We start from the raw sequence: 23,203 nt of genomic DNA, 5'->3' as shown, positions 1-23,203 counted from the left end.
CTCGTCGCGCCACCCGACGTGCGCGCGCGGTTCAGCTGGCCGCGGCGCGATCACCGACGCGTTGGCCGACCACCGCCGAGACGCCGTCCTGCCGCATCGAGACGCCGTACAGAGCGTCGGCGATCTCCATGGTGCGCTTCTGGTGGGTGATGATGAGCAGCTGCGAACTCTCTCTCAGCTGCTCAAACACCGTCAGCAATCGACCGAGGTTCGCATCGTCGAGGGCGGCTTCGACCTCGTCGAGAATGTAGAACGGGCTCGGCCGGGCCTTGAAGATGGCGACCAGGAGAGCCACGGCGGCGAGGGATCGTTCGCCACCCGAGAGCAGCGAGAGCCGTTCGATCTTCTTGCCCACCGGCCGGACGGCGACGTCGATCCCTGTGGTCAGCATGTTGTCGGGGTCGGTGAGAGAGATGCTGCCGGCACCGCCGGGGAAGAGCAGCGGGAAGACCTCGCCGAAGGCTCGTCTGGTGTCCTCGAACGCGTCGGCGAAGATCGTCTGCATCCGCTCGTCGAGGTCGGCAATGATCGTGAGCAGATCCTGCCGGGTCTGGGTGAGATCGGCGAGCTGTTCGGTGAGGAACGCATGCCGCTGCTCGAGAGCCGCGAACTCCTCCAGCGCGAGCGGGTTCACGCGCCCGAGCTGCGCGAGCTTGCGCTCCGCCTCTGCGAGCCGCCGCTCCTGGATGCGCCGGTCGAACGGGATCGCGGTGTCTTCCGCGCCTCTCTCGCCGTCGGCAGCAGCCGTGTGGGGGTCGCGAGGCACCAACTGATCGGGTCCGTATTCCGCCACGAGAATGTCCTCGTCGAGGGCGAGCTCGGATGCCACCCGATCGAGCAGGCTCGTCAAGTGCAGTTTCTTCTCGTGGATCTGCAGCTCCAGCCCATGGACACTCTCCGTGAGGCCCGCCAGCCGTTCCCTCAGCGATGTCTCCTGCGAACGCAACGCGGTGAGTTCCTCGTTCTGGGCCGAACGCGCTGACTCCGCCTCGGCGAGAGCCACACGAGCCTCCGTCACGGAGCGGTCCAGCGAGTCGAGGATCCTCGGCAGCTCCTGGGTCACACCCGCCGCGGCTTCACGCTGAGCACGGCGGATCACCGCGCGTCGCGCGGCCTCTGCCGCGGCCTCTCGTTCCTGCTCGCGCTGCCGTTCGAGAGTCACGACGCGCGCCTGGGCGGCGCGCACCCGTTCCCGGAGCGTCTCGATCTCGAGCCTCGCGCGAACCTCTCCCTCCCTGGCGACCTCGAGCGCCTCGAGCAGCCCGTCGCGCGCGGACGCGTCGAGCACCGGCCTCGGGGCTGCAATCGCGTCGTCGAGCTCGGCTTTCGCCTGCTCCGCCTTGCGTTCGGCGTCCGCGACGGCCGCCTGAGCCTGCGCCAGTCCTGACTCGAGCCGCTCGCACTCGGCCACGGCGGCCTCATGACGCACCGTGATCCGGTTGACCTGCTCGGCGTGGCTGGCAAGAGCCGCATCATGCTCGCGGAGTGCGCGCAGGGCGTCTTTGGCGTTGCGCCTGGTGGTCTCGACCGCCTCGTTCGCGTCCTCGCGAGCTTCGCGCAGCGAATCGACGACGACCTGCACCTCGGCGAGGCGCTCGGTGGCCGCATCACGCTCGGCCGCGAGTTCCAGCCGTGAGCGCTCACCGCCGGATCCGGTTCGCAGCGTCTGCGCCGTGATGACGTCGCCCGCCACCGTCACGATGGTCGTGGTGTCGTCGCGCGCGGCGTCGAGGGCGAGGCGCGCCGCACGCGCGGTGTCGAGATCGTCGGCGATGAGCACGTGCGACAGAACTCCCAGTACGCCGTCGGGTGCGGTGACGGTGTCGACGGCGGCGGTGACCCCTGCCGGTCGCGGCAGCGAGATATCCGGACGCGCGGCATCTGCGACCACGAAGTCCACCACGCCCCTCGCCTCTACGGCGAGGTCGAATGCGTCGGATGCCGTCTCCACGAGCACCCCCTCAGCCAGCGGTCCGAGCACCGCCGCCACCGCGGCCTCGAACCCCGGCCGCACCTGCACGGCGTCGCCGACGAGCCCGCGCACGCCGGGTCGACGGGCCTCGACGAGCTCGGCCGCACCACCGGAGATCGCCAGGGCGCTCCCGAGAGCTGCGGCCTTCGCGGTGAGTGCATCGACTTCACGTTCGGCGGCATGCAGGCGCTCCCGCAGCGTCTCGCGTTCCGCTTCGGCGGCCGTCGCTGCCCGCTGGGCGCTCTCATACGCCGCCGCATGCTCCGCGGCGGTACCCTCGGGGGCCTCCGCGTCCTCGATGCTCTCGAGTGCATCGGCGGCCTCCCGTCGGCGGCTGTCCGCGGCGTCGAGTGCGTTCTGCTGCCGCAGCACCGCGCCTCGCACGGCAGCGAGTGCTGACGCTGCGGCATCCGCCGTGCCCCGGAGCGTACTCAGACGCATGTCGTACTCCGAGACGAGGGCGCTCTGCTCGGCGATGTCCACATCGAGAGTGTCGAGTTCTGCTCTGGCGTTCATCACCTCCCGGCTCGCCGCGGCAGCCGCATCCTGCGCATCGCCGAGGCCGGCGGAGATCTCGATGATCTCAGCCTTGGCATCGTCGATGGTGCTCTGCGTCACGGTGACGGCCGTGACCGCCGCATCGTCCTCCTCGGAACCGAGCAGAGCGAGGCGCTGATTGGCGAGGGTGAACAGTCCGCGCATCCGCTCCTGCACCTGCTCGAGGCCGAAGGCGACGCTTCGCGCCTGATCGACGGCGACGGAATTCTGGTCCTGCTCGAGGCGGGCGATGCTCGCCCGCACCACCTCCGCCTGATCCGACAGCACGAGACGCTCGGTATGTCGCTCGTTCTCGGTGCGGGTGTGATCTGCCAGGGCCGTTCGCAACGCCACCACATCGTCGGCGTACAGCCGCGCTTTCGCGTCCCTGACCACGGCGGCGATGGTCTGCGCCTCCCGTGCGATCTCCGCCTGGCGCCCCAGCGGTTTGAGCTGACGCCTGATCTCCCCGGCGAGGTCGCTGAGCCGCGTGAGATTCGCTTCCATCGCATCGAGCTTGCGGAGCGTCTTCTCCTTGCGCCGCCGGTGCTTGAGGATGCCCGCCGCTTCTTCGATGAATCCGCGACGGTCCTCGGGAGACGCCTGCAGCACGGTGTCGAGCCGCCCCTGGCCGACGATGACGTGCATCTCGCGCCCGAGTCCGGAATCGCTCAGGAGTTCCTGCACGTCGAGCAGCCGGCAGTTCTCACCGTTGATCGCGTACTCGCTGGACCCGTTGCGAAAGAGGGTGCGGCTGATCGTCACCTCGGCGTATTCGATCGGCAGCGCACCGTCGCTGTTGTCGATCGTGAGCTGCACCTCGGCCCGGCCGAGTGGCCCGCGTGTCGACGTGCCGGCGAAGATGACGTCCTCCATCTTGCCGCCGCGCAACGTCTTCGCCCCCTGCTCCCCCATCACCCAGGCGAGCGCATCGACGACATTGGACTTGCCCGATCCGTTCGGACCGACGATGCACGTGACACCGGGCTCGAAGACGAAGCTGGTCGGTTGTGCGAACGACTTGAATCCCTTGAGCGTCAGGCTCTTCAGATGCATGGGGGCACCGCGGTTCGAGGTCGGATCACGACTTCACGGTACCGGACTCGCCGATCGATGCTTGACGAACACACCAGACCTTCGCTAGCGTGACTGCTCGGATCGCTGTGAAAGGAGGTTACCGATGATTACCATGACAGTTCGTACGCAGGCCACAGGCCCCATCGCGTATCGCGCCCACGCGCGCCTCACCGTCTTCTCGGTAACCGGCTCCAGCTTCCGTCTCGACGCGGTCGCTTAGCAGTCCGGCGCGAGGACTCCCGCCCTTCGCGGGCGGTCTCCGCCGCATCGCTCCCGCCATCGGCAGGTCTCCTGATCACCGATCAGCTCCTCTGAGCTCCACCGACGCGTCCCGCGTCTCCGTTCCCGGCGCCCTCAGCGCCACCCGCATCCTGCGATCCGCTCGCGCTTCATGCGCATCCGTGCCTTCCGCACGTCATCTGCACACCGACGACTCCGAAAGAGACACTCGTGAACACGCTCACGCTGCCCCGCAGCACCGCCCACCCGCCCGATACGCAGGACCAGACGGTCCTCTCGATCACCGTCCCATCCGACCGGCGCGAACTCGCGCTCGCGGATCGGCTCTCACTCCGCCTCGGCCTGTGGCTTCTGCTGCGTGCGCAGCAGCGTCACGGCCGGTCACGTCGGCGAGTGAGTTCTCTCGACGGACAAGCCCCGGTGCTCTTCGGACACGGGGCCCTCACACCCGGCGAGACTCAGGCACTGCTCACCTACGACCTGCAGCGTCAGCTGCGCTGACGCGAAGGATCCATGATGAGCATTGCTCTCCGCGACGGTGCGACCCTGCATCCGCTCGTGCTTCCGGCACGGGCGGATGCAGCGGACGCCGGAGCGTTCCGCGAGTATGCGGATGTCCGAAACCGGACGATCATCGAGACCACCGGGCGTGACGACGACGCCCGCACACCCGGCGAGCTGCTGCCGATGCTGCGCAGCGACGCGGACGCGATCCGCCGTCAGTGGTCGGTCAGGCGCGCAGGCGAGACCATCGGATGCGTCGCACTCAACGTGCCGCAGGACGACGGTTCCCGCACCGTGTACTGGACGATCGCGCTTCTGCGCGAACACTGGGGCCACGGTCTCGGTCAGGCCATCGCCGCCGTGCTGGAGACAGAGGTCCGCGCGCTCGGACGATCCGTCGTGCAGCTCTGGGCGGAACAGCCTCACTCGTCGGGTGCCACGCTCGCAGCGCCGAACGGGTTCGGCAGCGTCCCCCATGATCACATCGCGCGCTTCCTCCTCGCGCAGGGCCACCGACTCGAACAGGTCGTGCGTGTGAGTGAGTTCGTCTTCGACGATGCGGCGCTGGCACGGCTTCGCGATCTCCGAGACGAGGCGCAGTCGCACGCCGACGGATATCGGGTCGTGCGATGGATGCTGCCGACACCGCCGGAGCGCGTCGCCGGATACGCCTGGATGAAGTCGCGCATGTCCACCGACATCCCGAGCGCCGGGATGGAGTTCGCCGAGGAGCAGTGGGACGCCGAGCGCGTCGCCCGGCATGACGATCGCTACCGCCAGATGGGCCACGCCGTGCAGGTCACCGCCGCCGAACACATCGCAACCGGCGAGCTGTGCGCATTCAACGAGCTCGCCATCGGGTCGGACCCGACCGCGACGACCGACCAGGAGGACACCCTCGTGCTGTCGGATCATCGCGGTCATCGACTCGGGATGCTGGTCAAGACCGAGGCCCTGCTGTCCTGGCACCGCCGATTCCCCGACAGCGCCCGTGTCGTCACCTACAACGCCGAGGAGAACCGGCCGATGCTCTCCATCAACGAATCCATCGGTTACGCGCCGATCGCCTACGAAGGCGCCTGGAAGAAAGTACTCACATGACCACCGCGACCCTGACGATCACCCCCCTGCACGTTCCGGCCGCACTCGACGCCGACGATGCCGGCGAATTCCTGGCCTACGCCGAGCTGAACAGGCGGATCTGCGATGAAGAGGCCGGCATTCCCGAGCTCGCACCGAGTGCTGCCGAGATGCTGCCAGCATGGCTCGAGACCGCGGACACCCTGCACACGGGCTTCGTGGCACGACGCGACGGAGTACCCGTCGGCATGGTCACCATCGACTTCCCCCAGGAGGAGGGCGCGCGCACCGCTGTGTTCGACCTCCTCGTCGCGGCTGAGCACTGGGGCCGAGGCGTCGAGCAGGCTCTGCTGTCTTACGCCGAGAACGAAGCACGTGCACGGGGCCGGAGCATCCTGCAGACCTGGACGCTCCACAGGGCGATCGAGTCCGATCGGATGCTGATTCCGGTCACCGGTTGGGGGCGCATCCCGGCCAACCCGCTGTCGGAGTTCTATCTCGACAGTGGCCTGTCCTTGGAGCAGGTCGAGCGCAACAGCGAACTCGACCTCCGTCGCGACCCCGAGCCGCTTCGGCGCGCCCTCGCCGATGCGCAGCGCGCGGCGGGCGACGACTATCGCACCATCGCCTGGTTGCTGCCCACGCCGCCCGAGCTCCGCGACGGATACGCCGCGGTGCTCTCGCGGCTTTCGACGGACGCGCCCAGCGGCGACCTCGAGATCGACGAGGAGAAGTGGGATGCCGAGCGCGTCGTTCGCCGCGATCGTCAGCTCACCGGGGGTGGTCAGATGGTCTCCGTGGCCGCGGTCGAGCACGTCCCGTCCGGTCGTATCGTGGCGTACAACGAGCTGCTGATCGGCCCTGACCGTGCCGGCGTGACGCACCAGTTCGGCACTCTGGTGCTCAACGAGCATCGCGGCCACCGTCTCGGCACGATCGTGAAGTGCGCGAATCTGCTCCGGTGGCGCGAACTGACTCCGGATTCCCCACGCGTCTCGACCTTCAACGCGGAAGAGAACCGTCCGATGCTCGACATCAACGAGGCGATCGGGTTCGTCGCCGTCTCCTACGCCGGCGCCTGGCAGAAGGCGCTCTGACGGGCCTCCCGCGGCGGACCGGATGTCATCCTGCAGGATGACGTCCGGTCCGCACCTTCATCCGCGGGACCGACGATCCCCTGCCCGCCTCCGGCGAGGCTGGAGGCATGATCGAATCCCCCTCCACGAACCCGCCCGTCATCCAGGCCCACGCGCTCACCAAGGCGTTCGGGTCGACTCGCGCTCTCGCGGGAGTCGACCTCGCGGTCCATCGCGGCGAGTCCGTCGCCATCATGGGTGCGTCCGGGTCGGGCAAGACGACGCTTCTGCACGTGCTCGCGGGCATCATCTCGCCGGATTCCGGCAGCGTCGTCTTCCGTCCGGCCGGCGGAGCAGAGACCGAGGTATCGGCCCTCGGCGAGACCGCACGCTCCCGGCTGCGCAGAGAGCGATTCGGCTTCGTCTTCCAGCAGGGCCTGCTGATCCCGGAACTCACCGCTGTGGAGAACGTCGCGCTGGCGTCAATGATCAACGGCGTGAAGCGCTCGGATGCCGTGCAGCACGCAGCCTCCTGGCTCGCGGCCCTGGGCCTTGCCGGGATGGAGGATCGTCGGATCGGAGAGCTGTCCGGTGGGCAGGCCCAACGGGTGGCGATCGCGCGCGCGCAGGCCACCGGTGCGGAGCTGGTGTTCGCGGACGAGCCGACCGGCGCGCTCGATTCACTCACCTCCAACGAGGTCATGGATGCGCTGCTCTGGTCGACCACGGGCCAGGGACGCACGCTCATCGTCGTCACCCACGACCAGGAGGTGGCTGTCCGGTGCACTCGCACCATCGCCGTCCGGGACGGCCGAATCGTCGCATCGGCGGTGGCCGCATGAACGCGCGCGTCCTCGGACTCCTGCTGCGGCCGGCGCCGGGTCAGGGAACCGTGCTGGCGCTTCCGATCGTCGCCTTCGGCGTCGTGACGGCGCTGGTGCTGACGGTCATCGGCGGCGCACAATCCTTCTGGGGATGGAACGACCCCGAGGCGCCCATCTACCACGGGCTGGCCGCCACCGCGCTCGTGCTTCTCGTCGTTCCCCTGATGAGCCTGGGGGGTGCAGCGGCCCGCCTGTCGGCTCGCCGCAGGGACGAGCGGCTCTCGACCCTGAGGCTGCTCGGCGTCTCCCCCGCGGGCGTCGCCACAGCAACCGTCATCGAGTCGGTTCTCGTGGCCGGCGTCGGCGCGACCGCCGGCGTGCTCGGGCACCTCGCCCTCAGCCCTCTCGTCGGCCTCATACCTTTCCGGGGAGAGCAGCTCGGCGTCACGGCGGTCATGCTCGCGCCGCACCTGATCCTCGCGGTCTTCGGCGGCGTGCTCGTGCTCGCTGCGGTGAGCGCTGCCATCGGTCTCCGCCAAGTCATCATCTCGCCGCTGGGGGTGCGCACCCGCGCCACCCCGACAGGTGCCCACTGGATCCGCTGGGTACTCGCCCTCTCGGTGCTGCTGATCGCGGTCGCGATGATGCGATTCTTCCCATCGCTCGGCGGCTACATCGTGACGATCGTGGTGCTCGCCGGAATGTTCGGCGCTGTCCTCGCGGTGCTGAACCTCATCGGTCCCTGGGTGCTGAAGGTCACCGCTGCCCGTCGGCTGCGACGCGCCGAGCTGCCCGACCGGATGCTCGCCGCGCGGATCGTGCTCGACTCACCGAAGGCGGCGTGGCGTCAGGTGAGCGGAATCTCGATGGCGAGCTTCATGGCGGTGTTCGCCGGCACCGGGGTCGCGCTGATGAACGTGATGGGCGCAGAGGGCGCAGCGGCAGCCGACGTGATGCTGGCGGTCGACATGCGCACCGGCCTCGTGATCACCCTCGTCGCGACCTTCCTCATGGTGGCGGCATCCGTCGGCGTGAATCAGGCCTCCGACATCCTCGATCAGCGTGAGCTTCACCGCAGCCTCCACCACCTGGGGACGCCGCTGGCGACCGTGGACCGGGCGCGCAGACGCGCCATCATGTCGCCGCTTCTGATCACCGCCGTCGGCTCGGCGCTGTGCGCAGGAGCGATGGTGTTCCCGCTGCTCGGGATCGCGCTCATCACCTCACCCGACTCGCTCCTGACCATCGCCCTGGTGGTCGCTGCCGGCATCGGGGTCGTCTGGGCGAGCACCATGGCCACCCGTCCCCTGCTCGCGCGGTCGTTCAGCGCCGCCTGATCACCGGGCCCACAGCTATGACGCGCTCACCGGCATCTCGTCGCCCTCGGGGCGAGGTGCCGGTGAGGCAGCTGCGCGCAGCCTCTGGCATCGGGGGCAGAAATGACTGGACCGGTTCGTGAAGGCGACACGCCGGATCGGCGTCCCGCATCGGGGACACGGCTTCCCACCGCGCCCATAGGCGTTCAGCGAATGCGCGAAGTAGCCGGCCTGGCCGTTGACGTTCACATACTGTGCGTCGAAGCTCGTGCCGCCTTCGGCGAGTGCCTTCTCGAGCACCGCTCTCACCTCGACCAGCAGTCGCCGCACCGCGGCGCGCGTCAGATGATGCGACGACGTCTCCGGATGGATGCGTGCGGCCCAGAGCGATTCGTCGGCGTAGATGTTGCCGATGCCGCTGACGATGGCCTGATCGAGCAGCACGCGCTTGATCGCACTCGAACGGCGACGGACCGACTCGATGAAAGCGCGATCATCGAAAGACGGGTCCAGCGGGTCGCGAGCGATGTGGGTCACCTGCGACGGGATGAGCGAACCGGCATCGGGGACGAGGGAATCCACGGCAAGGGAGCCGAAGGTGCGCTGATCGGCGAACACGATCACGAGGTCGCCGTGCTGGGGATGCTCGAGGTGCATCCTGACGCGCTCGTGGCGCTCGGCCGGGGCGTCCGGAGTGCGCAGCAGCAGCTGCCCGCTCATGCCGAGGTGCGCGATCAGGGCGGTGTCCGCGATGTCGAGCGGGAGCCAGAGGAACTTTCCTCGTCGCGCGGCTGCCGTGAAGACACGTCCCTCGAGGCGGGCGACGAAGTCGGCCGCTCCCGCGGAGTGCCGGGTCAGTGCGCGATCGTCGAGGACATCGACCGCACGGATCCGAGAACCGACGGCGGCGGGCGCGAGGCCGGCGCGGACAACCTCGACTTCGGGCAGCTCAGGCATGTTCGCTGAGCATGCGCCACGCGCTGAGCGCGGCCGCCATCTCCGCCGTCTTCTTGCTGCTGCCCTGCCCCGTCATGCTCACCTCGCCGACGACCACCGTCGCGGTGAACCGCCGATCGTGGTCGGGGCCGCTGGACACGACGGAATAGTGAGGCGGCGACGCGCCGGTCCTGGCCGCGAGCTCCTGCAGGCTGGTCTTCGGGTCCATCGCAGCGCCGTACCGTTCCGGATCCTCCAGAAGTGGCTCGGTCAGCCGCAACACGAGTTCGGTTGCCGCGTCGGGTCCAGCAGAGAGATACGTGGCCCCGATGACCGCTTCCATGGTGTCGGCGAGGATCGAGTCCTTGTCACGGCCGCCGGTCTGTTCCTCGCCGCGTCCGAGCCGCAGGTGGCTTCCGAGCTCGATGCTCCTCGCGACTTCGGCGAGAGCGACGGTCGACACGACGCTCGCGCGCCGTTTGGCGAGCTGGCCCTCGTCGAGTTCCGGGTGCCTGGTGAAGAGCATCACGGTGACAGCCTGGCCGAGTACGGAGTCGCCGAGGAACTCGAGCCGCTCGTTGTGCGGGATCCCGCCGTGCTCATACGCGTACGAGCGATGGGTCAGCGCCAACTCCAGAAGCTCCGCGTCGATATCGACGCGGAGCTTGGCTGGGAGAGGTCTCGTCCCCCCGGGGACCTCTGTCACGATCCTGAGGTCGCGGATCAGACGTCGGCGACCTTGCGGCCCTTGTACTCCAGGAACAGTTCCGTGCCCTGCGAGTCGGTGACGACCTTCGCCTGGTGCGGGCGGCTGTAGACGACCTTGCCGTTCTCGACGGTCTTGACGAGGGCGATCGGTGCCGCCTTCCACTGCGCGCGACGCGAGCGGGTGTTGGAACGGGAAACCTTGCGCTTCGGGGGGTTACCAGCCATGGCTAACTCTCTTCTGTGTTCTCGGTCGCGCCGCGCTCTGCCGCACGCCCTTGGTCTGTGATCTGTTGGAGCGCGCTCCATCGGGGATCGATGGGAGCAGCCTGCTCCGCTCCGGCGCTCACGGTCAGCCTCTCGCCCGTATTCGGGTCGAGACCCGGGCAGTCCGGCTGACACACCGGTTGAAATGGAAGCGACAATACCGTCGCATCCCTGACAAGAGTTTCAAGATCCACGTGGTCGTCTTGAACCTCGAAGTCAGTTTCTTCCTCACCAGGATACGCGAAAAGCTCCTGGAACTCGACTTCGACCGGCCGGGCGATGTCCGTGAGGCATCTTCCGCACACACCGGCGTACTCCGCGTCGACGGTTCCCGAGACGAGGATGCCCTCATGGACCGACTCCAGCCGCACGTCGACGTCGAGCTTCGATCCAGCCTCGTAGGAGACGATCCCTTCGCCCCACTGCTCGGCGAGGGCCACCGTGAAACTGTGTTCGCGCATCTCACCGGGCTTGCGGACGATGTCGCGGACGGGAAGCACGAACGGGCCGTTCAGTCGGGATCTCACCCCGCAATCGTACCGGCTCCACCTCGGAGTGGGCCTGTGAGGCGGCCCCTGACGCGGTCCAGGGATCAGATCCCGCGGGCGCCGGTGTCGAGGAAAGCGGCGACGGATCGCGGAACGAACGGCGTGATGTCACCGCCCAGCGAAGCGACCTGCCTCACCAGCGAGCTGGACACCATGGCATGAGATGGATCCGGCAGCAGGAACACGGTTTCGATGTCGGCGAGGTGCCTGTTCACGATCGCCATCGGCGACTCGTAGGCGACGTCGATCTGCGACCGGATGCCCTTGACGAGAACGCCGGCGCCCACATCTCGCGCATAATCGACGAGGAGTCCCATGCTCCAGGATCCGACGACGATATCCCCCTCCATGCCGTCTTCGGCGATGGACTGCTCGAGAAGAGACAGCCGCTGGGCGATCGGCAGCATCGCCTCTTTGCCGGGATTGTGAACGACGAGCACGTGCAGTTCGTCGTACAGCTTCGCCGCCCGGCGGATCACGTCGAGGTGACCGAGAGTGGGGGGATCGAAGGAACCCGGGACGACGGCGATCCGGCTGCTCATGCAAACAGCCTAGGGCACGTCCGCAGGCCGCTCAGTTCTTCGCCAGTGCCGCTCTGTCCTCGTCACTCACCCGCCGCGCGATGGCGGTCTGCAGCCCGGGGTTCTCGGTGAGATCGGGATCCTCGCGGAGGATCGCCTCACCGAGCTCGCGAGCCCGGACGATGAGATCGGCGTCCTTGACGACGCGAAGCAGCTTCAGCGACGAGCGCACGCCCGCCTGTGCGGCGCCGAGCACGTCGCCCTCGCCCCGCAGCTCCAAGTCGACCTCGGCGAGGGCGAACCCGTCGAGTGTCGCCGCCACCGCATCCACGCGTTCCCGGGCGACCGTGCCGGATTCGGCCTCGGTGACCAGCAGACACAGACCGGGGACGCCGCCACGGCCGACGCGACCACGCAGTTGATGCAGCTGGGACACACCGAACCGGTCGGCATCGAGCACGATCATCGTGGAGGCGTTCGGCACGTCGACCCCCACCTCGATGACGGTGGTGGCCAGGAGCAGATCGATCTCGCCTCTCGCGAATGCCTGCATCACGGCATCCTTTTCGTCCGCCGGCATACGGCCGTGCAGCACGGCACGTCGCACCTGACCGAGTCGCGGATGCGTGGCCAGCGCCTCGTCGAGTTGAACCACGCCCCAGCGCGGGGCGTTCGCCCCGTCGGCGGGTGGAGCCACCTGCTCCGCGTCGACTTCGGCGGTTTTCGCTGCGGTGTCGATCGCGGCGCAGACCGCGAAGACCTGGCGACCCTGCGCGATCTCTTCGGCCGCGCGGTCCCAGACCCGGTTGAACCACCCGGGGTGCTCGGCGAGGGGCGCGGTGAACGTCTGGATGCCGGCGCGTCCGGCGGGCATCGAGCGGATCACCGATGTGTCGAGATCGCCGAAGACTGTCATGGCGACCGTGCGCGGAATAGGGGTCGCGGTCAGCACGAGGGCATGCGGGCTCGCGCCTTTCGCCCGCAGCGCCTCGCGCTGCTCGACGCCGAAACGGTGCTGCTCGTCGACGACGACCAACCCGAGATCGGCGAAGGTGGTCTTCTCGCCCAGCAGCGCGTGGGTGCCGACGACGATGAGCGACTGTCCCGATGCCACGCGGAGCGCGGCTCTGCGCCGCTCCTTGGCGCCGAGCTGACCGGTGAGGAGCGTCGGCATGACGAGGGGCGAGAGCTCTGGACCCAGCATCCGCGTGATCGAGCGCAGATGCTGGCCGGCGAGTACCTCGGTGGGGGCGATGAGGGCCGCCTGTCCGCCCGACTCGGCGACCTGCAGCATGGCGCGCAGCGCCACCAGCGTCTTTCCCGAGCCGACCTCCCCCTGCACAAGCCTGTTCATCGGCCACGATCCCACGAGGTCCGCGGCGATCTGCACGCCGACCGACTGCTGGTCGGGCGTCAACGTGAAGGGCAGTGCGGCGTCGAAGCGCTCGAGCAGTCCGCCCGGCTTCGACGGGCGCGCCGTCGCGGAGAGGGCGCGCACGGCATCCCGCTGCTGAAGAAGAGCCGTCTGAAGGATGAGCGCCTCGTGCATCCGCAGTGTGCGCACAGCGGGATCGATGTCATTGCGGGTGCGGGGCCGGTGGATCTGCTCGAGCGCCGCGCGCGCTGACAGCAGATCCTCCTGGGCTCGGATCGCCGGCGGGAGCGGGTCGGGCACATCGCCCAGTCCGTCCAGCACCCGGCCGACGAGTTTGGCGATCTGCCACGTCTGCAAACTCGCCGTCGCCGGGTAGATGGGAATCAGGATCGCCGCCCTGGCATCGGCTCTGCGCCGCGCAGCATCCTCGTCTTCGAAGAGCTCGTACTCGGGGTGCGCGAACTGGGTGACGTTGTTGAACATGCCGACCCTGCCGGAGAAGACTCCCCGGCGCCCGACGGCGAGCTCGTTCGCGCGCCATTGCGCGGCGCCGAGATTCTTGGCGAAGAATGTCAGCGACATGCGCCCGATTCCGTCTCCGATGACGACGTCTACCATCGCGCCGGGGCGGTTGCGCATCCGCCGGTAGCTCGAGGACAGCACCTCGGCGACGATCGTGACGGTCTCGCCGATGGGGAGGTCACGAATGGGCGTGAGTTCACCCGGATCCGCATAGCGGCGCGGATAATGCGCGAGCAGATCGCCGACGCTACGCATTCCGAACGCTCGATCGAGAACCTTTGCGGGCCCGGCGCCGAGCGCGTCGTCGAGCGACGAATCGAGCATGAGCGACATGCTCCGAGTCTAGGCAACGGCGCCGACACCGACCCACTGGATTGTCGTATCGTGAACGGGTGACGAGGATCATCGCCGGGGCGGCTCGAGGCTCCCGGCTCGAGGTGCCGAACGCGGGCACCCGGCCCACGAGTGACCGGGTACGCGAATCCCTCTTCGGAGCCCTCGAATCCGCGGATGCCATCGCGGGTGCGCGCGTGCTCGATCTGTACGCCGGCTCCGGCGCGCTGGGGCTGGAGGCGCTGAGCCGGGGTGCGCGCAGCGCCGACCTCGTCGAGCGCTCGCGCGCGGCCGCAGCCGCCGTGCGTCGCAACGCCGCGATCGTGGCGAAGGCCGGCGGCGTGCCGACGGCCCGGGTGCACGAGGCGTCGGTGCGCACCTTCCTTCAACGCGAGTCCGGGCCATTCGATCTGGTCTTCACGGATCCGCCGTACGACCTCGACGACGCCGCGATGAATGGCGACCTGATGGCGCTCACGCCGTTGCTCGCGCCGGATGCGCTGGTCATCGTGGAGCGCGCCCGACGCTCCACGCCTCCGGACCTCCGCTCTGCGAACCTCGAGCTGCTCCGAGAGCGCACCTACGGCGACACCACGATCTGGTGGGCGGCGCCGCCTATCAGCGACGTGCCCGATGGCGAACGCGGCGACGATCAGCCGGACGCCGAGTCCCAATCGCGGTAAGGGTCCCAGCCTTCGACATCCACCGGCGCTCCGTCGCAGATGAGCCGCTCCTCGCCTGCCGCCAGCACCGTACCGACGATGCGAAATCCCGGAGGCAGCACACCCTCCGGGAACGAGGCGAGCAGCGCGTGATCCTCGCCGCCCGCGAGAGCGCGCTCACGGTCGTCGCCGAGCAGGTCGCCGTCGAGCGCGATCGTCACATCGGACGCCTCCGCGAGACGGCGGGCATCGAGCGCCAGTCCGTCGGAGATGTCCATCATCGCCGTCGCGCCGGAGGTCGCCGCGACAGGACCGAGCCCGATCGGCGGGGATGGCCGCAGCTGCGCAGCAAGCGCCGCCCTCTCCCCCTCGCCGAGCAGTGCGCTGTCGACCGCGACCGGGGTCTCGCCCTCTCGGAATCGGCCGAACAGGATGGCGAGGCCGCGAGCGGCGTGTCCGAGCTCGCCGGCGACGGCGACGACATCGCCCGGTCGCGCACCCGATCGGGTGACGGCCGCGCGCCCCTCCAGATCTCCGAGCGCGGTCACGGCGACGGTGAGGACGTCCGAGACGGTCAGATCGCCGCCGACCACCGCGCACCCGGGTGCGAGCGCCGCGCATGCCTCGCGGAAGCCGTCGGCGAGGCGCTCGACGAACGACAGGCGCAGGTCGCGGGGAACAGCGAGTGCGACCAGGAGCGCCGTCGGCCTGGCGCCCATCGCCGCGATGTCGGCCAGGTTCACCGCCGCGGCCTTCCATCCCAGGTCGTAGCCGCTGGACCATGCGAGCCGGAAGTCGGGCCCGTGCACGAGCGTGTCGGTCGTGGCGACGACGGAGCCGGACGGCGCGGCGATCACGGCGGCGTCGTCGCCCGGTCCGAGCAGAGCGTGCGTCGCCGATGCCGTGCGCGAGAGGATCGCGTGCAGGATCCTCCCTTCGGAGATGTCTCCCAGGCGCGGATCGTCGTCGTCAGGTCGGGCGGGCATGGTGTCAAAGGTAGCCTGGAACCATGTTCCGATCTCGTCGCCTCGCGTTCGCGACGGGCGCGCTCCTCGCGTCCCTGACCGTCGCCGGCTGCTCGACGACGGTGCACCTCGAGCCCGCCGACGACGCGAATGACCCCGCGTGCGCGGACGTCTCGGTGCTGTTGCCGGACAGCGTCGCCGATCTCGACCGCGTGTGGACCGACGCTCAGGCGACGGGCGCGTGGGGCGATCCCAGCGTCGTTCTGCGATGCGGCGTGGCACCCCCTGCCCCTTCTGCGCTGGTGTGCACGACCATCGGCGGCGTCGACTGGCTCGTCCTCGATCAGGAGGCGGAACGACAGCGACTGGTCACATACGGTCGGGTCCCGGCGGTCGAGATCAGCATCAAACGCGGCGAGGAGTTCGACTTCGCGACGGTGGTCGACGAGCTTGCGAAGAACATCCAGTCGGGCCTCGCCCCCGCCACAGCGCACTGCACCGAGCTCACGGCGCCGCCCTCGGGGTGAACGGGGCGCGGCCTATACTCGGGGCCATGAATCGTGACACCGCAGGCAGGGCTTCCCTCATCGCAGCGATCATGGTGGGAGCAGGGGCGCTTCTCAGCGGCCTGATCAACTTCCTCATGATGCTGTCGAGCGTGCCGACCATGCCACGCACATTCTTCCTCCAGGATCCGGTCGGCTGGGCGCTGACGCCTCAGATCCGGCCGCTGGCGGTGATCTCGATGGTGGTCGCGCTGCTGCTGCTCGTCGGCTTGACCTGGCTCTTCGTCCGACTCGTCCTGCGTTCGGCTCTGCCGGGGCGAGCCGCGGCCGTCTTCTTCGGCACATGGGGAGCGATCATCATCGCCGGATGGGTCTCGGGCATCGTACGGGTGCCGCTCATGATCGGGGTCCTGCAGCTCCCCACGGATCGCCTCGACTCCTTCGCGCCGCAGCTGTACCAGTTCGCCACCATCGGTGCGACCTGGGCTCTCGGCTGGGGATGGGCGACAGCTCTCGTCGTCTCACTCATCCATCGGACCTCGCGAGGAGGCACGGCCGAGCACGGCTTCTCCCCGTCCGTCGGCGACCACGCGACTGCCTACTCCCCCGTCGGCGATTCATCTCCGCAGCAGCCCCCTGTGGCTCCGATCCCTCCGCTCGAGCACCCGCAGGAGCGCTGGACCGGATACCCGCCCGCTCAGGTCTGATTCCGAGAGTGTCGCCGGTCAGCGCTGCAGCCCGGCTTCGACCAGTTCGGTGATCAGCTCGCCGTAACTCAGCCCAGAGGCGATCCAGCACTTCGGGAACATGGAGATCGGGGTGAAGCCCGGCATCGTGTTGAGCTCGTTCACGACGAGGTCGCCCGCCGGCGTGACGAAGAAGTCGACACGAGCCAGACCGCGGCCGTCCACGGCCTCGAAAGCGCTGACCGCCGTCTTCCGCAGCCTGTCGACGAGCACGTCGTCGACGTCGGCCGGGCACACGATCTCGACGCCGTCGCCACCCAGATACTTCCCTTCGAAGTCGTAGAAGCTGCGTGTCGTGAGCACGACCTCGCCCGGGAGCGATGCACGCGGGGCGGCCCCGCCGCGGCCTGCGAGGACGCCGACCTCGATCTCTCTCCCTTCGACCTGCGTCTCGACCAGCACCCGGTCATACTCGGCGAACGCGACCTCCAGTGCATCGTCCAGCCCCTCGCCGTCGACGACACGCGAGACCCCGACGCTGGATCCGGCGCTCGTCGGCTTGACGAACACGACGGGGCCGAGGCGGGCGATGTCCTCGCGCCAGCGGTCCGGCTCCGCCGACCACTGGGAGCGACGGATGGTGATGCCTGGTGCGACGGCTATCCCCGCTGCAGTCAGAGCGAGCTTGGTGAAGTGCTTGTCCAGGCAGATCGCCGAGTCCGTGATACCGCACCCGGCGTACGGGATGTCCAGCACCTCGAAGTACCCCTGGATCGCACCGTCTTCTCCATGCATACCGTGCAGAAGCGGCAGCACGACGTCGATCTCCCCGAGAGACTCGGTGGCGCCGTCCGTCCCGACGACACGCAGGGTGCGGTTGCCGCTCGGTTCGGGCCACAGCACGCGCGTGCCGTTGTCGACGACCTCGGGTAGATGCTCGGCGTCCAGCGGGAACTTCTCGGGGCGGTCCTCTTCGAGCACGAAAGCCCCCTCGCGCGTGATCCCCACCGGGATGACCCGGTAGCGCTCGCGATCAATCGCGCCGAGAACCCCGCCCGCCGTTGCGGAGCTGATCGAGTGCTCGCTGGAGCGCCCGCCGAAGAGCACCACCACCGTCTGCTTGTCCATGGTCGGTCCTCTCGCCCTGCGGGGTGTCATCGTCCGTCGTCAGATGGGGAGCGATGTCACGAGGATCCATCTTCCCGTCCAGCACCATCTTCACCTGCTCGACGATGGGCATGTGCACTTCGGAATCGCGCGCGAGCTGCAGCACCGGCGCGACGGAGGCGAGCCCCTCGGCCGTCTGCTGCATCTGCTTCACGACGTCCTGGAAGCTGTAGCCCTGGCCGAGCAGACGCCCGGCCGTGTTGTTGCGGCTCAGTGGCGACTGGCACGTGGCGATGAGGTCGCCGAGTCCCGCCAGTCCCTGCAGAGTCGCCGGATGTGCGCCGTTCGCGACGGCGAAGTCTGTCATCTCCACGAGACCTCGGGTGATGATCGACGCCTTTGTGTTCTCGCCGTAGCCGACGCCGTCGACGATGCCGATGGCGACGGCGATGAGGTTCTTGAGCACGCCACCGAATTCCGTGCCGATCACGTCGGTGTTGACGAAGGTGCGGAAGTAGCTGTTGCGCGCCGCCCGCGCGATCGTCTCCGCCGTCTCCTGACTGCGTGACGAGATCACCGCGGCGGTCGGCTGCTCTTTGGCGATCTCGAGAGCGAGGTTCGGCCCTGAAGCGACCGCGATCCGATCGGGGTCGCACCGCAGTTCCTGCTCGATCACCTGACTCATTCGCAGGCCGGTGCCGCGCTCGACGCCTTTCATCAGGCTGATCACGATGGCGTTCGAGTCCGCCAGAAGTGGCCGCAGAGCCTTCAGATTCTCCCGCAGGGACTGGCTGGGCACCGAGAGATAGATCTGCTCGGCACCGGCCAGCGCCAGGGAGAGTTCGTGCGTCGCCGCCATCGTCCGGGGCAGGTTGATCCCGGGCAGGTAGCGCGAGTTGCGTTTGGCCTCATCGATCTCGTGCGCGAGTTCGGCGCGGCGGGCCCACATCGTGACGTCGGCACCGCCGTCGGCGAGGATCTTGCCGAATGTCGTGCCCCAGCTTCCCGAACCCACGACCGCGACCTTCGGGCCGGTGGGCGCGTTTCTCTTAGGAGTCAAGGCGTCCGGTCTCCTTCTGGCCGTGCGTCGCCGGGTTCCAGCGCTCCGCGGGCGCCTTCTCACCACGGGCCTGTTCGAGCAGCGCGGTGATGGCGTCCATCAGACGGGTCGTGGCCTCGTTGAGCACGTTCTGGTCGCCCGCTCTGCCCTTCAGGTCGGAAAGATCGACCGGGTCGCCGATGATCACCTGCACCGGTTTGCGCGGTGGCCAGAAGCTGATGCGCTTCTGGTAGCGCCCCATGATGTGCTGGGTTCCCCACTGCGCCATCGGGATCAGCGGGATGTCGCCGGCGAGAGCCAGACGCACCGCTCCGGATTTTCCGCGCATCGGCCAGAGGTCGGGATCACGTGTGAGCGTGCCCTCGGGGTAGACGATCACTCCCCTGCCGTGTTCCACGAGCTGCCGGGATTGCTGCATGGTCTGCTTCGCCGCGGATGCGGAAGACGCACGCGCGACCGGCACCATCCCTGTCGAACGCAGGATCCATCCCAGCACCGGAATCCGGAAGAGGCTGTCCTTGGCCATGAATCGCGGCGCGCGTCCGAGCCGCCAGACGGCCAGAGCGACGATCAGCGGGTCGAACTCCGTGTAGTGATTGGGGGCGAGCACGAACGCGCCCTCGCGCGGGAGCTTCTCACGTCCGATGACGCGGACCTTGGCGAGGTACGACACCACAGGGACGACGATCGCCGCGAGGGGCCAGAACAGGCTGGGCCGCCGCTTCTCGGGTGACCGGGAAGCCATCGGTGTCACCGGATGACGTCGAAGTCGGCGCCGAGCGCGTCGAGCTTGGCGAGGAACTTCTCATATCCGCGGCTGAGGATGTCGACACCCGACACCTTCGACTCGCCCTGGGCGGTCAGTGCCGCGATCACATGACTGTATCCACCGCGAAGATCCGGCACGACGATGTCGGCGCCGTGCAGCGGCGTCGGACCCGTGATCACTGCCGCCTGCTCGAGATCGCGACGCGGTACGCGACGGGGTCCGTGCTGGAAGCCCTGCGGGTGCACGACGATGTCGGCGCCCATCTTCACGAGCGCCTCCGTGAAGCCCATGCGGTTCTCGTAGACCGTCTCGTGAACGACGGAGCGGCCGCGTGCCTGCGTCAGGGCGACGACCAACGGCTGCTGCCAGTCGGTCATGAATCCGGGGTGCACATCGGTCTCGACGACGACCGGCTTCGGCTCGCCGTCGCGGCGGAACAGGATGCCGTCCTCCTGGATGTCGAACCAGCCGCCCGCCTTGCGGAAGACGTTGAGGAAGGTCAGCATCTCCTGCTGCTTGGCGCCGCCGACGAAGATCTCGCCGTCCGTGGCGAGGGCCGCGGACGCCCAGGAGGCGGCCTCGTTGCGATCGAAGATCGAGCGGTGATCATACCCGCGGAGCTTCTCGACGCCCTCGATCACGATGACCCGGTTGGGCTCGTAGGAGATGATGGCGCCCATCTTCTGCAGCACCGCGATGAGGTCCATGATCTCGGGCTCGATCGCTGCGTTTCGCAGCTCCGTGACGCCCTCGGCGCGGACGGCGGTGAGCAATACCTGCTCGGTGGCGCCGACGCTCGGATACGGAAGGTGGATGTTGGCCCCGTGCAGGCGCGTACCGCCGGTGGAGAGGCGGATGCCGCTCGGGAGCTTCTCGACGATGGCGCCGAACTTGCGCAGCGCGTCGAGGTGGAAGTCGATCGGGCGGTCGCCGATGCGGCATCCGCCGAGATCCGGGATGAACGCCTGGCCGAGGCGGTGCAGCAGCGGCCCGCAGAACAGGATCGGGATACGGGAGGCGCCGGCGTGAGCGTCGATCTCCTCCATGTGCGCGGACTCGACATCACTCGGGTCGAACCTCAGCGACCCGGGCTCGTCGCCCTCGCTCACCCTGACACCGTGCACCTCGAGCAGCGATCGCACGACGGCGACATCGCTGATGGCCGGCACATCGCGGAGAACGCTCACGGTCTCGCCGAGGAGAGACGCGACCATGGCCTTGGTGGCCAGGTTCTTCGCGCCCTTCACATCGACCCGGCCGCGCAATGGTCGTCCTCCTCGGATGGCGAGGACGTCTCCCGTGAGAGCGGGGACTCCGTCCGGAAGAGCGTCGCGCACGGGTGTCGTCATTCGGAGCCTCACTTCATTCCACGGATTGCGGCGGTCGCCGCGGGGGCGTGCTGCCCCTGACTCACGACTTCCTCGTGTCACTGCACGGGGAGAGTACGCGGCCGCCACGACTCGCGGCGGGCCTCGAACTGCGCGATCTTGTCTTCGTTGCGCAGTGTGAGCCCGATGTCATCGAGCCCTTCGAGGAGCCTCCACCTAGTGTAATCGTCGATCCCGATGGCGGCCTGGATGCTGCCGATCGACGCGGTGCGGGCCTCGAGGTCGACGGTGATCGACACCCCGGGGTTCGCGTCGATCTCGGCCCAGATGCGCTCCAGATCCTCCTCAGAGATCGTCGCGGCGAGAAGGCCCTGCTTGCCGGAGTTGCCCCGGAAGATGTCGGCGAAACGAGGGCTGAGCACCACCTTGAAGCCGAAATCGCGCAACGCCCAGACGGCGTGCTCGCGACTGGAACCCGTGCCGAAGTCGGAACCCGCCACGAGAACCGATGCCCCCTCGAAGGGCTCCTGATTGAGGACGAACTCGGGGTCCTGCCGCCAGGCGTGGAAGAGCGCGTCCTCGAAGCCGGTCTTCGTGACGCGCTTGAGGAAGACGGCGGGGATGATCTGATCGGTATCGACGTTGGATCGCTTCAGCGGTGCCGCGATGCCGGTGTGCGTGCTGAACTTCTCCATGTCAGGCTCCCACCCGCTCTGATTCGTCGAGTCGCTCTTCGAGACGGTCGAACACCGGAGTCGCCTCCAGATCGCTCGGACTCGACAGGGTCCCGCGGATGGCGGTGGCCGCGGCCACGAGGGGTGAGACGAGGTGGGTGCGGCCTCCCTTGCCCTGCCTGCCCTCGAAGTTGCGGTTGGATGTCGAGGCGCACCTCTCCCCCGGTGCGAGCTGATCGGGGTTCATCCCCAGGCACATCGAGCAGCCGGCGAAACGCCATTCCGCACCGAAATCGGTGATCACCTTGTCGAGGCCTTCTGCCTCGGCCTCGAGGCGGACACGTGCCGACCCGGGGACGACCATCACCCGCACGCCGTCGGCCTTCTTCTTACCCTTGATGATCGACGCGAAGGCCCGAAGGTCTTCGATGCGGCTGTTCGTGCAGGAGCCCATGAACACGGCGTCGACGGGGACGTCCTTCAGCGGGGTACCCGGCGTCAGTGCCATGTACTCCAGCGCCCGCTCGGCGGCAGCGCGCTCGTTCGGGTCGGCGATGTCCGCCGGATCGGGCACCGCGGCGGACAGCGAACTACCCTGGCCGGGGTTGGTGCCCCATGTCACGAACGGCTCCAGCTCATCGGCATCGATGAACACCTCGGCGTCGAAGACCGCGCCCTCGTCGGTGGGAAGGGTGCGCCAGTAGGCGACGGCATCCTCCCAGTCCTGCCCCTCGGGCGCGTGAGGCCGCCCCTCCAGGTACGCGAAAGTCGTCTCGTCCGGGGCGACCATACCCGCGCGGGCTCCGGCCTCGATCGACATGTTGCAGATGGTCATGCGACCTTCCATCGACAGTGCGCGGATCGCACTGCCGCGGTACTCCAGGACGTAGCCCTGCCCCCCGCCGGTGCCGATCTTGGCGATGACCGCCAGGATGATGTCCTTCGCCGTCACACCGGGACGGAGCGTCCCCTCGACATTGATCGCCATCGTCTTGAAGGGCTTCAGCGGCAGTGTCTGCGTGGCCATGACATGCTCGACCTCGCTGGTGCCGATGCCGAACGCCATCGCGCCGAACGCTCCGTGGGTCGACGTGTGCGAATCTCCGCAGACCACGGTGATGCCCGGCATCGTCAGCCCCAGCTGCGGCCCCACGACGTGCACGATGCCCTGCTCGGCATCGCCCAGCGAGTGCAGCCGGACGCCGAACTCCGCGGCATTGCGCCGGAGCGTCTCGATCTGCGTGCGGCTGGTCAGGTCGGCGATCGGCTTGTCGATCTCCCACGTCGGGGTGTTGTGGTCCTCGGTGGCGATGGTGAGATCGAGCCGGCGGAGCGGGCGCCCTTCGGCGCGCAGGCCGTCGAACGCCTGCGGGCTGGTCACCTCGTGCACCAGGTGCAGGTCGATGTAGATGAGGTCCGGCTCGCCGTTCTCGCCCTTGACGACCAGATGGTCATCCCAGACCTTCTCGGCGAGGGTCCGGAGGCGGGCGGACGTGTCTGCGGTGGTGTTCATGGCGCTTCTCCTGGGGATGGCGGGACGGCCCACGACGGACTCCGCGACGAGGAGGGGCTCAGAACGAGGTCTCGTCGCGGCCGCTAAGAAGGAGGATCAC

Annotated in this window: 22 protein-coding genes; 8 read left to right on the top strand and 14 right to left on the bottom strand. The window is 68.4% G+C overall.

From position 1 onward, the window contains the following. Positions 1–31 precede the first annotated feature (31 nt). A complete protein-coding gene (gene smc / locus RIN18_RS01080) occupies positions 32–3,565 on the bottom strand; it encodes a chromosome segregation protein SMC (protein ID WP_309102082.1) in 3,534 nt (1,177 codons plus the stop codon). Between the two features lie 471 nt (positions 3,566–4,036). On the opposite strand from smc, the gene RIN18_RS01075 reads away from it, so the two are divergent. From RIN18_RS01075 to RIN18_RS01055, 5 genes are all read left to right on the top strand, one after another. Continuing rightward, complete coding sequence (locus tag RIN18_RS01075; protein ID WP_309102081.1) at positions 4,037–4,327, top strand: hypothetical protein; 291 nt, start codon at positions 4,037–4,039, stop codon at positions 4,325–4,327. Positions 4,328–4,342: 15 nt separating this feature from the next. Then, a complete protein-coding gene (locus RIN18_RS01070; RefSeq protein ID WP_309102080.1) occupies positions 4,343–5,431 on the top strand; it encodes a GNAT family N-acetyltransferase in 1,089 nt (362 codons plus the stop codon). Further along, positions 5,428–6,507 (top strand): GNAT family N-acetyltransferase, encoded by a 1,080-nt coding sequence (locus RIN18_RS01065; protein ID WP_309102079.1) that lies wholly within the window; start codon positions 5,428–5,430, stop codon positions 6,505–6,507. The genes RIN18_RS01070 and RIN18_RS01065 overlap by 4 nt, the downstream gene beginning before the upstream one ends. Before the next feature lie 107 nt (positions 6,508–6,614). Further along, positions 6,615–7,328, top strand: a complete 714-nt coding sequence (locus RIN18_RS01060; RefSeq protein WP_309102078.1) for an ABC transporter ATP-binding protein — start codon at positions 6,615–6,617, stop codon at positions 7,326–7,328. Further along, positions 7,325–8,647: an FtsX-like permease family protein gene (locus RIN18_RS01055; RefSeq protein WP_309102077.1), complete on the top strand. Its 1,323-nt coding sequence runs from the start codon at positions 7,325–7,327 to the stop codon at positions 8,645–8,647. The genes RIN18_RS01060 and RIN18_RS01055 overlap by 4 nt, the downstream gene beginning before the upstream one ends. 15 nt (positions 8,648–8,662) lie before the next feature. Here RIN18_RS01055 and mutM read toward each other — a convergent pair whose 3' ends face one another. The 6 genes from mutM to RIN18_RS01025 all read right to left on the bottom strand — a co-directional run bounded on the left by mutM (position 8,663) and on the right by RIN18_RS01025 (position 13,833). After that, entirely contained in the window at positions 8,663–9,583 is a 921-nt protein-coding gene (gene mutM, locus RIN18_RS01050; protein WP_309102076.1) for a bifunctional DNA-formamidopyrimidine glycosylase/DNA-(apurinic or apyrimidinic site) lyase, read from the bottom strand. Next, complete coding sequence (rnc, locus tag RIN18_RS01045) at positions 9,576–10,268, bottom strand: ribonuclease III (RefSeq protein ID WP_309102075.1); 693 nt, start codon at positions 10,266–10,268, stop codon at positions 9,576–9,578. The genes mutM and rnc overlap by 8 nt, the downstream gene beginning before the upstream one ends. Positions 10,269–10,285: 17 nt before the next feature. Next, a complete protein-coding gene (rpmF, locus tag RIN18_RS01040) occupies positions 10,286–10,495 on the bottom strand; it encodes a 50S ribosomal protein L32 (protein ID WP_309102074.1) in 210 nt (69 codons plus the stop codon). Between the two features lie 2 nt (positions 10,496–10,497). After that, entirely contained in the window at positions 10,498–11,049 is a 552-nt protein-coding gene (locus tag RIN18_RS01035) for a YceD family protein (protein WP_309102119.1), read from the bottom strand. A 77-nt stretch (positions 11,050–11,126) separates the two neighbouring features. Beyond that, positions 11,127–11,624, bottom strand: coding sequence for a pantetheine-phosphate adenylyltransferase (coaD, locus tag RIN18_RS01030; protein WP_309102073.1), 498 nt, complete (start codon positions 11,622–11,624; stop codon positions 11,127–11,129). 31 nt (positions 11,625–11,655) lie between these two features. Beyond that, positions 11,656–13,833 carry an ATP-dependent DNA helicase RecG gene (locus tag RIN18_RS01025; RefSeq protein WP_309102072.1) on the bottom strand — a complete coding sequence of 726 codons (2,178 nt, stop codon included), beginning with the start codon at positions 13,831–13,833 and terminating at the stop codon, positions 11,656–11,658. A gap of 59 nt (positions 13,834–13,892) precedes the next feature. On the opposite strand from RIN18_RS01025, the gene rsmD reads away from it, so the two are divergent. Then, on the top strand, positions 13,893–14,516 hold the full coding sequence (gene rsmD, locus RIN18_RS01020; RefSeq protein ID WP_309102071.1) for a 16S rRNA (guanine(966)-N(2))-methyltransferase RsmD: 624 nt from the start codon (positions 13,893–13,895) through the stop codon (positions 14,514–14,516). Here the strand turns inward: rsmD and thiL are convergent. Next, on the bottom strand, positions 14,486–15,481 hold the full coding sequence (gene thiL / locus RIN18_RS01015; protein WP_309102070.1) for a thiamine-phosphate kinase: 996 nt from the start codon (positions 15,479–15,481) through the stop codon (positions 14,486–14,488). The two genes, rsmD and thiL, sit on opposite strands and share 31 nt — an antisense overlap. A 23-nt stretch (positions 15,482–15,504) precedes the next feature. Here thiL and RIN18_RS01010 point away from each other — a divergent pair, with 23 nt between their 5' ends. Continuing rightward, on the top strand, positions 15,505–15,987 hold the full coding sequence (locus RIN18_RS01010; protein ID WP_309102069.1) for a DUF3515 family protein: 483 nt from the start codon (positions 15,505–15,507) through the stop codon (positions 15,985–15,987). Between the two features lie 26 nt (positions 15,988–16,013). Beyond that, on the top strand, positions 16,014–16,673 hold the full coding sequence (locus tag RIN18_RS01005) for a hypothetical protein (RefSeq protein WP_309102068.1): 660 nt from the start codon (positions 16,014–16,016) through the stop codon (positions 16,671–16,673). Between the two features lie 18 nt (positions 16,674–16,691). Here the strand turns inward: RIN18_RS01005 and RIN18_RS01000 are convergent, their stop codons facing one another. The 6 genes from RIN18_RS01000 to leuC all read right to left on the bottom strand — a co-directional run bounded on the left by RIN18_RS01000 (position 16,692) and on the right by leuC (position 23,103). Further along, on the bottom strand, positions 16,692–17,780 hold the full coding sequence (locus RIN18_RS01000) for a D-alanine--D-alanine ligase family protein (RefSeq protein ID WP_309102067.1): 1,089 nt from the start codon (positions 17,778–17,780) through the stop codon (positions 16,692–16,694). Further along, on the bottom strand, positions 17,686–18,819 hold the full coding sequence (locus RIN18_RS00995; protein ID WP_309102066.1) for an NAD(P)H-dependent glycerol-3-phosphate dehydrogenase: 1,134 nt from the start codon (positions 18,817–18,819) through the stop codon (positions 17,686–17,688). The genes RIN18_RS01000 and RIN18_RS00995 overlap by 95 nt, the downstream gene beginning before the upstream one ends. Beyond that, positions 18,809–19,564, bottom strand: coding sequence for a lysophospholipid acyltransferase family protein (locus RIN18_RS00990; RefSeq protein ID WP_309102065.1), 756 nt, complete (start codon positions 19,562–19,564; stop codon positions 18,809–18,811). Before RIN18_RS00990 ends, RIN18_RS00995 begins: the two co-directional genes overlap by 11 nt. Before the next feature lie 5 nt (positions 19,565–19,569). After that, positions 19,570–20,937, bottom strand: coding sequence for a UDP-N-acetylglucosamine 1-carboxyvinyltransferase (murA, locus tag RIN18_RS00985; protein ID WP_309102064.1), 1,368 nt, complete (start codon positions 20,935–20,937; stop codon positions 19,570–19,572). A gap of 77 nt (positions 20,938–21,014) precedes the next feature. Then, entirely contained in the window at positions 21,015–21,611 is a 597-nt protein-coding gene (gene leuD, locus RIN18_RS00980) for a 3-isopropylmalate dehydratase small subunit (RefSeq protein ID WP_309102063.1), read from the bottom strand. A 1-nt stretch (position 21,612) separates the two neighbouring features. Then, entirely contained in the window at positions 21,613–23,103 is a 1,491-nt protein-coding gene (leuC, locus tag RIN18_RS00975) for a 3-isopropylmalate dehydratase large subunit (RefSeq protein ID WP_309102062.1), read from the bottom strand. Positions 23,104–23,203 lie beyond the last annotated feature (100 nt).

Origin of the sequence: Microbacterium sp. (assembly GCF_031179285.1) — a bacterium.
Taxonomy (GTDB): Bacteria; Actinomycetota; Actinomycetes; order Actinomycetales; family Microbacteriaceae; genus Microbacterium.
Note: the sequence above shows the minus strand (reverse complement) of the source record. Positions and strands in the feature narration are given on the sequence as shown.